Annotated in this window: 12 protein-coding genes and 4 tRNA genes; 12 read left to right on the top strand and 4 right to left on the bottom strand. The window is 55.2% G+C overall.

What is annotated here, in order from left to right:
* The first annotated feature begins 27 nt into the window (after positions 1-27).
* Positions 28-990: an alpha/beta hydrolase gene (locus ACZRJQ_RS01665; protein WP_463976673.1), complete on the top strand. Its 963-nt coding sequence runs from the start codon at positions 28-30 to the stop codon at positions 988-990.
* Positions 991-1,004: 14 nt separating this feature from the next.
* On the opposite strand, the gene ACZRJQ_RS01670 is transcribed toward ACZRJQ_RS01665, so the two are convergent.
* The gene (locus ACZRJQ_RS01670; RefSeq protein WP_463976674.1) at positions 1,005-2,330 is read right to left on the bottom strand and encodes an Nramp family divalent metal transporter; all 1,326 of its coding nucleotides are present in this window, start codon (positions 2,328-2,330) and stop codon (positions 1,005-1,007) included.
* Positions 2,331-2,557: 227 nt separating this feature from the next.
* Here ACZRJQ_RS01670 and gltX point away from each other — a divergent pair, with 227 nt between their 5' ends.
* The 8 genes from gltX to ACZRJQ_RS01710 all read left to right on the top strand — a co-directional run bounded on the left by gltX (position 2,558) and on the right by ACZRJQ_RS01710 (position 7,064).
* Positions 2,558-4,039, top strand: a complete 1,482-nt coding sequence (gene gltX, locus ACZRJQ_RS01675; protein ID WP_463976675.1) for a glutamate--tRNA ligase — start codon at positions 2,558-2,560, stop codon at positions 4,037-4,039.
* Between the two features lie 301 nt (positions 4,040-4,340).
* A tRNA-Ala gene (locus tag ACZRJQ_RS01680) sits at positions 4,341-4,416 on the top strand.
* 79 nt (positions 4,417-4,495) lie between these two features.
* Positions 4,496-4,571, top strand: a tRNA-Glu gene (locus tag ACZRJQ_RS01685).
* A gap of 50 nt (positions 4,572-4,621) precedes the next feature.
* A tRNA-Ala gene (locus tag ACZRJQ_RS01690) sits at positions 4,622-4,697 on the top strand.
* Between the two features lie 76 nt (positions 4,698-4,773).
* Positions 4,774-4,849 (top strand) — tRNA-Glu (locus tag ACZRJQ_RS01695).
* Positions 4,850-5,021: 172 nt separating this feature from the next.
* The gene (locus ACZRJQ_RS01700; protein WP_463976676.1) at positions 5,022-5,456 is read left to right on the top strand and encodes an acyl-CoA thioesterase; all 435 of its coding nucleotides are present in this window, start codon (positions 5,022-5,024) and stop codon (positions 5,454-5,456) included.
* Positions 5,457-5,529: 73 nt separating this feature from the next.
* Complete coding sequence (locus ACZRJQ_RS01705) at positions 5,530-6,489, top strand: tRNA dihydrouridine synthase (protein WP_463976677.1); 960 nt, start codon at positions 5,530-5,532, stop codon at positions 6,487-6,489.
* Between the two features lie 122 nt (positions 6,490-6,611).
* Complete coding sequence (locus ACZRJQ_RS01710) at positions 6,612-7,064, top strand: Hsp20 family protein (RefSeq protein ID WP_463976678.1); 453 nt, start codon at positions 6,612-6,614, stop codon at positions 7,062-7,064.
* Between the two features lie 399 nt (positions 7,065-7,463).
* Here ACZRJQ_RS01710 and pbpG read toward each other — a convergent pair whose 3' ends face one another.
* Positions 7,464-8,402, bottom strand: coding sequence for a D-alanyl-D-alanine endopeptidase (gene pbpG / locus ACZRJQ_RS01715; RefSeq protein ID WP_463976679.1), 939 nt, complete (start codon positions 8,400-8,402; stop codon positions 7,464-7,466).
* A 371-nt stretch (positions 8,403-8,773) separates the two neighbouring features.
* Here pbpG and ACZRJQ_RS01720 point away from each other — a divergent pair, with 371 nt between their 5' ends.
* The 3 genes from ACZRJQ_RS01720 (at position 8,774) to ACZRJQ_RS01730 (ending at position 11,750) form a co-directional block, all read left to right on the top strand.
* Positions 8,774-9,331: a helix-turn-helix domain-containing protein gene (locus ACZRJQ_RS01720; protein WP_463976680.1), complete on the top strand. Its 558-nt coding sequence runs from the start codon at positions 8,774-8,776 to the stop codon at positions 9,329-9,331.
* Positions 9,332-9,352: 21 nt separating this feature from the next.
* The gene (locus tag ACZRJQ_RS01725; RefSeq protein WP_463976981.1) at positions 9,353-10,699 is read left to right on the top strand and encodes a glutamine synthetase family protein; all 1,347 of its coding nucleotides are present in this window, start codon (positions 9,353-9,355) and stop codon (positions 10,697-10,699) included.
* A gap of 109 nt (positions 10,700-10,808) precedes the next feature.
* Entirely contained in the window at positions 10,809-11,750 is a 942-nt protein-coding gene (locus ACZRJQ_RS01730; RefSeq protein WP_463976681.1) for a class I SAM-dependent methyltransferase, read from the top strand.
* Between the two features lie 83 nt (positions 11,751-11,833).
* Here ACZRJQ_RS01730 and ACZRJQ_RS01735 read toward each other — a convergent pair whose 3' ends face one another.
* Both ACZRJQ_RS01735 and csrA read right to left on the bottom strand, forming a co-directional pair.
* Entirely contained in the window at positions 11,834-12,379 is a 546-nt protein-coding gene (locus ACZRJQ_RS01735; RefSeq protein ID WP_463976682.1) for a DUF1269 domain-containing protein, read from the bottom strand.
* Positions 12,380-12,673: 294 nt separating this feature from the next.
* Positions 12,674-12,868 (bottom strand): carbon storage regulator CsrA, encoded by a 195-nt coding sequence (gene csrA / locus ACZRJQ_RS01740; protein WP_463976683.1) that lies wholly within the window; start codon positions 12,866-12,868, stop codon positions 12,674-12,676.
* Positions 12,869-13,048 lie beyond the last annotated feature (180 nt).

Raw genomic sequence — 13,048 nt, forward strand, 5'->3', positions numbered from 1 at the left:
TCACGTTTTAAGGACAAGGAATTTGACATGTCAGTAGTACCTGAGCTGGAAGCGTTTTTGGAATTGGCCGAATTCAGTCGCATGACTGGCAAGAGTCAGGCCATGCACGACATGACCCCGGCCAATGCCCGACTTGAGTTCGAGGCCAGCGCCGGAGTGTTCGATGTGCCGTTATTGGACATCCACAGTTATGACCTACGCCTCACTGCTCGGGATGGTTTTAGCCTGCCGGCCCGGGTGTATCGCCGCCCGGATTTGGGGGCTGCGGCACTGCCCGTGGTGGTGTATTTCCATGGTGGCGGTTATGTGATCGGCAGCTTGGACAGTCACGATGCGCTGTGTCGGCGATTGGTCGCAGCAGGGCATTTCGCAGTGTTGGCGGTGGATTATCGGCTAGCGCCGGAATGGGTGTTTCCCACCGCCGTACAGGATGCTTGCGATGCGGTGAACTGGCTGCTGCGTGAGGGCCTCAAGCATGGGCTGGATGCAACGCGGGTGGCCTTCGCGGGTGACAGCGCGGGCGGAACCTTGAGTACCGTGTTGTCAATTTTGGCCGTACGCGACCCGCAGGAAGTGGCCATTGTGCCGCGAGCCCAAATGTTGCTGTACCCGGTGACTGACGGCAGTTGCAAGCGTGATTCTCACCAGCGGTATGCCGAAGGCTACTTGCTGGAAGCCAATACCATGGACTGGTTTTACGGCCACTACACGCGCAATGACGCGGATTTGCAGGATTGGCGAATGTCACCGTTATTGGCCCCGGACCTCAGCGCTTTGGCCCCGGCGTTGGTGTATCTGGCGGGCTATGACCCGCTGTATGACGAAGGCCTGGCCTATGCCGAAGCACTCAAACAGGCCGGTAACGAAGTGTTGCTGCTGCAAGAGCCCGGCATGACCCACGACTTTATGCGCATGAGCGGGTTGCTGGAGCAGGTGCCGGGGCTCCAGGCGCGGGCGGCACAGTGGCTGGATGAGCAGTTGGGTCGTTAAACCGGCTCGGTGCTCTAATCGCCAACGCTGATTTGTGCGATCAGCCACACATTAGCGCTGCTGATCACCGCAAACAGAAACCACGCCAACAGACGGGTCGGCAGGCGGTTGGCGAAAGGGCCCATGAGTTTTTTGTCGCTGGTCAGGCGAATCAGGGGGTACAGCGCAAAGGGCAATTGCAGGCTGAGCACCACTTGGCTGAGGATCAGTAATTTGCCCACAGCGTTGTCACCCATCAGCCAGACTCCGATAAATGCCGGAATCAAGGCCAACCCGCGAGTAATCAGGCGGCGTTGCCAACACGGGATTCTGAGGTCCAGGTAGCCTTCCATGATCACTTGGCCCGCGATGGTGCCGGTGAAGGTTGAGCTTTGCCCGGAGGCCAGCAACGCCACACCGAACAGGATGCTGGCCATTGCGCCACCCACCAGCGGGTCGAGCAAGCGATAGGCGTCCTGAATCTCGACTACCTCGGTGTGACCGGTTGTGTGGAAGGCCGCAGCGGCCAGAATTAGAATCGCGGCGTTGACCAGCAGCGCCAAGGCCAGTGAGCCGATGGTATCGATCCTTGCTAAACGCACAGCGTCGAGCTTGCTGGCATAGTCCTTGCCGACCCGCCGGGTTTGGATGATTGAACTGTGTAAATACAGGTTATGCGGCATGACGGTCGCGCCCACAATGCCGATTGCCAAATACAGCGGCGCGGCTTCGCTGATGGCTGAGTACGAGGGTTTGAAGCCTGCGAAGACTTCTGGCCAGTAAGGCTTGATCAGCACCAGTTCGACGAAGAAGCAAGCGGCGATGGTCATCACCAGCACCAGCATGATGGCTTCAAGGCGACGGAACCCTCTGTCTTGGAGCGCCAGAATGAGTAGCGTATCGAACGCGGTAAGGGCGATGCCGAAGGTCATGGAGCAGCCCAACAGCAAGTGGAAGGCCAGCGCGCAGCCGAGCACTTCGGCAAGGTCGGTGGCGATGATCGAGGTTTCTGCCATCAACCATTGCACGCGGGCCGAGCGTTTGCTGTAACGCTGGCGGCACAGTTGCGCCAGATCACGCCCGGTCGCGATACCCAGCCGAGAACACAAACATTGCACCGCCATGCCCGCGAGGCTGGCCAGCAGCACCACAAACAACAAGTTATAGCCGTAACGTGAGCCGGCCTCGATGGCTGTGGCCCAGTTGCCGGGGTCCATATAACCGATGCTGATCAACAGGCCCGGGCCCGCGAAACGAAGTGCGCGTTTATAAAGCGGTGCGTTTGCATCCACCGGCACGCTGCCACTGACTTCAGGCGGGCAGAAGGGGGCGGTGGCGATTTTTGGCAGGTTGAACTTCAAACGCAGGCTCCAGAGGCATCGGCAGGGGAGCAGTAAACGCTCTGGGCCGAGATTAGCACCTGAGCTGCGTGGGTTTCCCTGTATCAATTCGATACAAATGCTCTATTTAACCTTTTTTTAGCTGTGTGGCAGGGCATGTGGCATCTCGGCTCAGTCCTGCGCTGGAGCCAAGCGGTGTCGGCCTGTTACCATTCGCCCTTTGTTTTATCTCCACTTCGAGACCGCCCATGACCACCGTTCGCACGCGCATCGCGCCATCGCCTACCGGCGACCCCCACGTCGGCACCGCTTACATCGCTTTGTTCAACTACTGCTTCGCCAAGCAGCATGGCGGCGAGTTCATCCTGCGGATCGAAGACACTGACCAACTGCGTTCAACCCGCGAGTCCGAGCAGCAGATCTACGATGCCTTGCGCTGGCTGGGTATCACCTGGAGCGAAGGCCCGGACGTAGGCGGCCCACATGGCCCGTACCGTCAAAGTGAACGTAGCGACATCTACAAAAAGTACACCCAGCAACTGGTCGACATGGGGCATGCCTTCCCATGCTTCTGCACCAGCGAAGAGCTGGACCAGATGCGCGCCGAGCAAATGGCCAAGGGTGAAACCCCGCGCTACGACGGCCGTGCCTTGCTACTGTCCAAGGAAGAAGTGGCCCAGCGTCTGGCCGCGGGCGAGCCGCACGTTATCCGCATGAAAGTGCCCACTGAAGGCGTGTGCGTGGTGCCGGACCTGTTGCGCGGTGATGTCGAGATCCCGTGGGATCGCATGGACATGCAAGTGCTGATGAAGACCGACGGTCTGCCAACGTACTTTTTGGCCAACGTGGTCGATGACCATCTGATGGGTATCACCCACGTACTGCGTGGCGAAGAATGGCTGCCCTCGGCGCCGAAACTGATTTTGCTGTACGAGTATTTTGGTTGGGAACAACCCCAGCTGTGCTACATGCCACTGCTGCGTAACCCTGACAAGAGCAAGCTGTCCAAGCGCAAAAACCCGACCTCGGTGACGTTCTACGAGCGCATGGGTTTTATGCCTGAAGCGATGCTCAACTACTTGGGGCGCATGGGTTGGTCGATGCCGGACGAGCGCGAGAAGTTCTCGCTGCAAGAAATGGTCGACAACTTCGATCTGTCCCGTGTGTCGCTGGGCGGGCCGATCTTTGATATCGAGAAACTGTCTTGGCTCAATGGCCAATGGTTGCGTGATCTGCCGCTGGAAGCGTTCGCCAGCCGTGTTCAGGAGTGGGCGTTGAACCCCGAGTACATGATGAAGATCGCGCCGCTGGTGCAGGGCCGCGTTGAAACCTTCAGCCAGATCGCTCCGTTGGCCGGGTTCTTCTTTTCGGGTGGTTTGCAGCTGGATGCCAAGCTGTTTGAGCACAAGAAGCTGTCCAGTGATCAAGTGCGTCAACTGATGCAGCTGATTTTGTGGAAGCTTGAAAGCCTGCGCCAGTGGGAGAAAGACCCAATCACCGCTTGCATTCAAACAGTGGTGGACGCCCTTGAGCTGAAGCTGCGTGATGCCATGCCGCTGATGTTTGCCTCGATCACGGGGCAGGCCAGTTCGGTGTCGGTACTGGATGCGATGGAAATACTGGGCCCAGACCTGACCCGTTTCCGTCTGCGTCAAGCGCTGGAGATGCTGGGCGGCGTGTCGAAAAAAGAAAACAAAGAGTGGGAAAAACTGTTCAACGCGATCGCCTGATAAGCGTCTGAATAGTGGTAGCAGTTGCTGAAGGCTGCGCCCGGCGAAAGAGTCGTCGTAATGCCACACTTATCGGCTTGTCGGTTAAACCGCATGTTTGGTAATTACGATCGCTTCGCAGTCGGGCGCAAGTTGCTACGGGATTTGAATTGGTAGAAGCCCGTATTTTCGGGGGTAGAAGGGTAAGTGATTGTTCTGACGGCAGATTTCTTTAAAAAACTTTGAAAATAAGTTTGACAGCCTTCGGAACCAGTCTTAATATGCGCCCCGTCCACACAGCAACACGCAACACTGACTGTTTGGGGCTATAGCTCAGCTGGGAGAGCGCTTGCATGGCATGCAAGAGGTCAACGGTTCGATCCCGTTTAGCTCCACCAAATTTACAGTTCAATGCATGGCCACACTGGCATTGAATCGATCAGCACTCAGCGCTGGTCAGTTGTACAGAAGGTTTATGTCCCCTTCGTCTAGTGGCCTAGGACACCGCCCTTTCACGGCGGTAACAGGGGTTCGAGTCCCCTAGGGGACGCCAGTTTCACAGAAGCAGCATTTCGATGTTGCTCCGCCGCCAGGCGAAAAATTGGGGCTATAGCTCAGCTGGGAGAGCGCTTGCATGGCATGCAAGAGGTCAACGGTTCGATCCCGTTTAGCTCCACCAATTTACAGTTCAGCGCCGGGCCACACTGGCGATGAATCGATCAAGCAACGCTTGATCAACTGTTAGAAGGGTTTGTGTCCCCTTCGTCTAGTGGCCTAGGACACCGCCCTTTCACGGCGGTAACAGGGGTTCGAGTCCCCTAGGGGACGCCACGATTACCCGCTTTGCGGGATTTTTAAGGGTCATTCAATTATTGAATGGCCCTTTTGTTTGTCTGGCGTTTGCCACAGCTACAACCTTTTCCTTGCGCATCTACCCACCCACGCCTTTGTGCGGACAGGGTGCGTTACACTGCGCGCTTTATTTGTGTGCAGAGGGCAGGGCATGAGTTGGGATTTGGCAACGCCGTTCATCATTGATCTACAGGTGCAGGCCGAAGACATTGACGGGTTTGGCCACGCCAACAACGCCGCCTATGTGGTGTGGCTTGAGCGTTGTGCGTGGCGCCACTCGCAGCGCCTTGGGCTAGACCTGACGGAATACCGTCGTCTTGATCGCGCAATGGCCGTGGCTCGCCACGAAATCGATTACCTGGCCAGCGCCTATGAAGGTGACGAGCTGCAATTGGCCACCTGGATTGTTGATTGTGACAAGCGTTTGCGCATGACTCGGCACTTTCAACTGATACGCCCCAGCGATGGCGTGACCTTGTTGAGGGCGCAAACCACTTTCGTCTGCATTGAGCTGTCCACGGGGAAGGCCAAGCGTTTACCGCCTGAATTCCTTGAAGGCTATGGCCCGGCTGTCGTAACGAGTTGAACAAGGCCGAAGCTTGATACCGATTCAGCACAGAACCCCGTAAACTGCCGCACGTTTTTTATGAGAGTCACCCATGCAAATTGCTTTGGCGCCGATGGAGGGGTTGGTCGACAACATCCTGCGTGATGTTCTGACCCGCACCGGCGGTATTGATTGGTGTGTCACCGAATTTATTCGGGTCACCGAGCGCTTGCTGCCGGAGGCGTATTTCCACAAGTTTGCCCCCGAACTCAAACACGGCGCGCAAACCCGTGCGGGCGTGCCGCTGCGGGTGCAATTGCTGGGGTCTGACCCTGCCTGTTTGGCGGATAACGCGGCGTTGGCCTGTCAGTTGGGCTCTGAAGTGATTGATCTCAACTTTGGTTGCCCGGCTAAAACGGTGAATAAATCCCGTGGCGGTGCAGTGCTGCTTAAAGAGCCTGAGTTGCTGCACGCCATTTTGCTGCAAGTTCGACGCACGGTGCCGGCGCATATTCCGGTGACTGCAAAAATGCGACTGGGCTTCGATACCCCTGATAGCGCCAATGAGTGCGCGATTGCACTGGCTGAAGGCGGTGCGAGCCAAATTGTGGTGCACGCGCGGACCAAAATGGACGGTTACAAGCCGCCTGCGCACTGGGAATACATCGCTCAGGTGCAAGAGGTGGTCAAGGTGCCGGTATTTGCCAATGGTGATATCTGGTCAGTTGAAGACTGGCGGCGTTGCCGCGAAATCAGTGGGGCTGAAGATATCATGCTCGGCCGCGGGCTGGTGTCGCGTCCTGACCTGGCCCGTCAAATCGCAGCGGCGCGAAAAGGTGAAGAAGTAGTTGAAATGACGTGGGCAGATTTACAGCCCATGATCCGCGATTTCTGGGCTCAGGCCGAGGCTCAGTTGACGCCGCGTTCTGCGCCGGGGCGTCTTAAGCAATGGTTGGCCATGTTGACGCGCAACTACCCCGAAGCGGTGGTGCTGTTCAATGCCATGCGCCGTGAGACCGACTGTGAAAAGGTTCGGCATCTGGTGAATAGCCCGCCCATGAGCGCAGTTTGAGGCGCCTGAAAAAAATTCAAAAAAACCTCTTGAAATGAGATTGGCCATCCATATTTAAGGGGTACGCGATGCCGAAAGCGGGTCGCGGAGACAAAATCTCGCTGAAATCAGGAGGCTAAATTATGAGCAACGCATTTTCTATGGCGCCACTGTTCCGTAATTCTGTCGGCTTTGACCGTTTTAGTGATTTGTTTGAAACCGCTCTGCGCAATGAATCGAGCGGTGGCTACCCTCCTTACAACGTTGAGAAGCGCGGTGAAGATCAGTACCGCATCGTGGTAGCCGCAGCAGGCTTCCAGCAAGATGATCTGGACCTGCAAGTAGAGAAAGGCGTGCTGACCGTAAGCGGTAGCAAGCGCGAAAGCACCAGTGAAGAGGGCGTGACCTATTTGCATCAAGGTATTGCGCAACGGGCATTCAAATTGTCCTTCCGTCTTGATGACCACATCGAGATCAAAGGCGCAGGCTTGAGCAATGGCTTGCTGAGCATTGACCTGGAACGGGTCGTGCCGGAAGAGGCAAAAGCCAAACGTATCCCGATCAATGGGGATCAGCAGCGCGCTCTGCAAAACTGATCTGAGCGTGTGCCACAAAAGAACCCCGTCTTCAAGGCGGGGTTCTTTTTTAGCAAGTAGGGTTTCGAGTGGGGGCGCGGCAAATTGATCTGCAAGTGCATGTTTCTAAAGGGGGAAGGTGTATTTGGATTCAACTAGGCTTCTGAAACGCACCTGAACACAAGTGTGTTTGGCGTTAATCAATGGAGCTGTAGATGAAGAACAAACGAGCACGTGACTCTGTAACCGGTCTGTTTATTCCTCTGGAAGAAGCTAAGCGCAGGCCGAGAGAAACAACTGTAGAAACGGTCAAAAAGCCTCAAAAGGCCCCTCCAAAATCGTAAAGAGCAGTACGCAGGCATTTGTCTCCGATCCTCTCCCCGGGGCAAGTGCCTGCATTTTTGTCTCATCAGTCCTAACCTACTTTGCGGCTTGGCCTGCTGTGCCTTGGCGGCTTTTAAGGTTTTTATCGGCCTTATAGCGCAAGGCTACATCCGGCACGCTGCCACTTTTGCCTGTTTCAATCCAACTGCGAATTCGGCTGGCATCGGCGAAGTGCGTGTATTTACCGAAAGCATCGAGAATCACCAGTGACACAGGGCGGTTGCCCATCTCGGTGACCAGCACCAAACAGTGCCCGGCCTGATTGGTGAAGCCAGTTTTAGTCAGCTTGATGTTCCATTTCTCTTTGTTCACCAAATGGTCGGTGTTATGAAAGCCCAAGGTGTAATTAGGTTTGCGAAACGCGACGGTTTTTTCCTTGGTGGTGCTCAGTTGGCTCAGGGTTGGGTACTTGCGAGCCGCTGCCAGCAGCTTGCTCAGGTCGCGAGCAGTTGAGACGTTATGAATCGACAGTCCAGTCGGCTCGACATAATGAGTGTTCATCATTCCCAGGCTCTTGGCCTTGGCGTTCATGGCCGCGATAAAAGCCACATAACCACCTGGATAATGGTGCGCCAAACTGGCTGCTGCACGGTTTTCCGACGACATAAGGGTGATCAGCATCATCTCTCGGCGGGACAGCTCACTATTGAGCTTGACCCGTGAAAATACACCTTTCATTTCCGGGGTGTCGCTGATGTTGACCGAGATGTACTCATCCATTGGCAACTTGGCATCCAGTACCACCATTGCGGTCATCAGTTTGGTCACTGAAGCTATGGGCACGATGACGTCCGGGTTGCTGGAGTAAATGACTTTGTTGGTTTGAAGGTCTATCAGCATCGCGCTGCCTGAGGCGATGTGCAGTTGTGAGGTGTCCCGTGGAGCAGAAATGGTTTCACTCGCTGCGGCGATTGAAGGAGCGCTGGTGCCTGTGAGAACTAAGAATAGGCTCAAAATCGAAAGATGAATTTTCACGCAGAATGGCTCAATAAGGGTTGAGAGATACGGGGCTGTCACGTCGCTATACACATAACGTTACATTTAGCTGAGTATGTATCAATAACGTCTGAAAAGCCTGATTTCGCAGGCTTTTTGATGATCAATCTTCTCTATTTGATAGCGATTGTTTTCGCCACCTACACGGAATGGGCTCCAGTTAATCCTGCGGCGTGAGCAGAGGGTAGCGGTTGAGCGCTATAGCGATGCTGAAAACGCGTGAATGCCAGATTTAATCTTGCATGTATGAAATTCATGATGTATTTTTTCATGAAATTTAATTGATGAAATTTCATAATTCATGAGCGCTAAATAATCGCGCCTGTCACCAGCTATCCCGGATGTGGGCCATGAACAAGCAAGAAGAGATCGCTGCGTTGGCGATTCTTATTCATGATTTGCGCAAGCACAAGAAGTACACCCTGAAGGAATTGGCCGACAAGATCGGCCGCTCGGTAGGATTTCTGTCGCAGGTTGAACGCGGATTGTCCCGACCGACGGTTGCGGACTTGACGGCGATTAGCGAGACGCTCGGTGTGCCGACGACCTATTTCTACAGCTTGCCCAAACCCAAAGAGCTGTCGTGGGTGACTCGCCCGAACGAGCGTCGCACCTTGTATTACGCCAACGGCATTACCGACATTTTGGTCTCGCCGAAAATGCGGGCTTCATTCTCGATGCTCGAAAGCCACCTGCAAGCCGGTGCCAGCAGTGGTGACAGGCACTTAACCGACAGTTCGGAGCAGGGCGGCTACGTGCTCGAAGGCGAGTTGACCTTATGGCTGGGCGATGACAGTGAGCCCGCTACTCTGCGGGCCGGGGACAGTTTTCAGTTCGACAGCCACACTCGCTGTCGCTACGCCAATCTGACGGAGCATCTCACGCGAGTGCTTTGGGTTTACACCTGATAACAAAAAGGAACCACCATGATGGATGTTGCCTGCTCTGACTTGCTGGCTGAAGTGCGCGCGTTTCGCCAACGTTACCCCGATGTACGTTATGTCGATCTGATTTCACTGGATATTCCGGGGCATTTTTACGGCAAGCGTTACCCGGTCGAAATGTTGGAAAAAGTGGCTGCTGGCAGTGCGCTCAAACTCCCGCAAAACTGTGTGTTGCTGGGGGTGCAAGGCGGGTTATTCAAGATTGGTGATTACTGCTTTAACGATGGCGACCCCGATGCTGTGCGCCGGCTGGTGCCCGGCACGCTCAAGCCAGTGAGCTGGGAGGCGCAACCCTTGGGCCAAATGTTGATCACTTCGCACGGTACTGAAAAGCCAATTGTTTTCGAACCACGTCAAGTGCTGGCGCAGGTGCTTGAACGACTGGCGGGTAAGGGTATTCATCCGGTGGTGGCGTTCGAGCTGGAGTTTTACCTGTTTGATAAGCAGTTGCGCGAAGGCTTGCCTCAATATGCGCGCGATGGCTTGTCGGACGATCCCGATGATCAACCCAACATGCACATCGAACGCCTGTCGCGTTTTGCTCCTGTGCTTGATGACATGGTTGAAGCTGCACGCGCACAAGGCGTCGACACCACTGTGATTACCGCCGAGCTTGGCCCGGGTCAGTTTGAAATTAACTTTGGTCACCTGGATGACGGATTGAAAGCGGCTGATTGGGCTGCATTGTTTTGCCGCAGCACCCGAGGTGTAGCCCTTCAACACGGCTACCGCGCCAGTTTTATGGCCAAACCTTATGTTCAGCACCCGGGCAGCGGCATGCACGTGCATGTCAGCTTGTATGACGCAGTGGGCAATAACCTGCTGGCGGCCAATCAACAGCAACCCTTACGCCATGCGGTGGCGGGCTGTCTGGAGGTCTTGGCGCATTGCATGCCAATCTTTGCGCCAAACCACAACAGTTTGCGCCGGTTGAGCGGCACCGTGAATGTGGCGACTCAGGCCAGTTGGGGCTTTGAAGATCGGGACGCGTGTTTACGTATTCCGGAATCTGATGCCAAAAACCTGCGAATCGAGCATCGCCTTGCGGGTGCCGATGCCAATCCGTATCTGGTGCTGGCGGCTATTTTGGTCGGGCTGGAGTGGGGATTGGAAACAGGTAAGGAGCCAATTGCACCGCTTAACGAAGATCGCACCAGCGGGATCGCTTTTCCGCTAGAGATGCTCCAAGCCGTGCGAGCCATGCAGCACCAGCCCCAGCTTCGTGAAGGCCTGGGGGGCGAATTCGTCGATGTTTATTGCGAGAACAAACGTCAGGACCATTTGGCGTTTATGCAGGAAATCAGTGCGCGCGAATACCGCTGGTACATGTAGGTAAAAGGCCTCGGCGTTAAGGCTGCTCAGGCCTGACCTTATAAGCCCTTGGTCGCCAAGGGCTTCAATTGTGTAAAATGCGCGCCCTTGAAAATGACCGGCCCGCCCGATGAACTCTGAAGCCTTAAGCACCATGCATCTGCACTTACTCAAAGCGCTGGAGACGGCCCCCAACGAGACCCGTCGTTTATTTCATGGGCGCGGACGTTGCTGGCCAGGTTTGGAGCAACTGACAGTGGACTGGCTGCAGGGCGTGGTTCTGGTGTCGCTGTTCAAGGAGCCTGCGACCGATGAGCTACAGGCTTTAAAACAGTTATTGATTGCACTCTCGCAGTCCTCGGTGTGGCAGGCGTCGCAGGCTCATACGTTAGTGATGCAGCATCGCTACACCTTGAACAGCGATACCGAATGGTTGGTGGGCGAGGCCATTGATGAGTGGACGCTGACAGAAGGTGGGTTGCGCTATCGCGTGGATCTTGGCCGCAAGCAGAACAACGGGTTGTTTTTGGACATGCGTTATGGTCGTGACTGGGTGCAGGCCAATGCGCAGGGCAAACGTGTGTTGAATCTGTTTGCGTACACCTGCGGGTTCTCGGTGGCGGCCCTTGAAGGTGGCGCGCAGCATGTGGTCAACCTGGATATGTCGCGCGCAGCGCTGAGTCGTGGCCGGGACAATCACCGGCTAAACGGGCATGACTTAACCAAAGTGACGTTTCTGGGGCATGAGCTATTCAAGTCATGGGGCAAGGTAAAAAGTACCGGTCCTTATGATCTGGTGATCATTGATCCGCCGTCATTCCAAAAAGGCAGCTTTTTGCTGACTAAGGACTACCAGCGAGTGGTACGTCGTTTGCCGGAGTTGCTGACTGAGAATGGCGTGGTACTGGCGTGCATGAATGACCCTTCTCTGGGCTCGGACTTCCTGATTGATGGTGTGACGCGTGACGCCCCAAGTCTGCGTTTTGAGCAGCGTCTGGCCAATCCGCCAGAGTTTCCGGATGCTGATCCGGAGTGTGGCTTGAAGGCCTTGGTGTTCAAACAGGGCGTTTGATGAGCGCAAATGATGTTGGCGATTGAGTCAAAGGTAGTCGGCCGTCTAACAAAGACGGCCAGGGTCAAGTCTTTACGAACGGCTTAAGCTGTAGTGACTGCGGACGCAGTGGCCGTGGTTTTGGACAGTGCGTCTTGCAGTTTTTGCTCTTGCTCGGGCGACAAAGAGGTGCGCAGCACTTTGCCTTTGAAGTCCGAGTCTTCGAGTTCTTTTAGAACTTTTTCGGGTTGGAATTTACGCAGCAAAACAAACAACGCGGATGAGTTGTTTGGGATCGTCTCACTGAGGCTCTTGATGAAGTCGTCGTCAATGCCGTAATCACTCAGCGATCCAGAAAGCGCCCCAGTGCCTGCGCCCAGCGCGCCGCCGATGGCGAACCCTGCCAAAGGGTTAAGAAACAAAAGGCCTACCAGTGCGCCCCAAAGCCCGCCAGTTACCAAGCCGGAGGTGGCACCGACAGCGGTCAAGTTGACGCTCTGCTTGATGTGGATTTTGCCCTCTTCGTTGCGTACGACCACGACGGCGTCTTCCAGCTCTACCAAGTGTTCTTTACTCAGCGAAACCATCTTGGTGAGCGCTCGGTCCGCTTTTTCAGTGTCTGCAAATCCCACTACGATTAAATCGGACATGTCTTTCATTCCTTGACGGTACAGGTCCAGCCCTTGGAATGGGCTGACATTAGGATGAGTCTGTCGAGGCGTGAGTTTGACTCACGCCCGGGTTCGTAGCGCGTCAAATGCTAGGAGTCTCTGCGCGCATTGAGCGTGGTCGCAAAGTGCAAAGCGGTCAAGTTTGCAGGGGAAATCAACAGCGCACAAAAAGCGCCGCAAGAAAAAACGAGGGGGCGATGCGAAGGCGTTGTATGAGAGAAGGGCTGACGGGGCAGCCCTGGCGCTCACTCCAAGGGCTGATACCTCGCAGACTTACGACTGATCAGATTTGTCTGCAGCAGTCAAACCTGCCTGAATGCGTTGATAAATTTCTTCACGATGGACAGCGACGTCTTTCGGTGCGTTGATACCGATTCTGACCTGTTGTCCGCTGACGCCTAAAATAGTGATCGTAATATCGTCACCGATGTTTATGCTTTCACCAACTTTACGGGTGAGTATCAGCATTTTTTTCTCCTTGATGGCTTTGTAAGGCACGTCTCTGAGACGGTGCGGCTTCGGTCATTGGTTACAGAATACTGCTAAGGGCATAGAAATGCCCCGCTCATTACAGACGTCATCGCCAGAAGTTTAATTCCCTGGGGAGCTGAACTCTCGCGTGTGAGCCTTAAATAAGGGCGGAATGGA

The organism is Pseudomonas sp. E315, assembly GCF_055406205.1.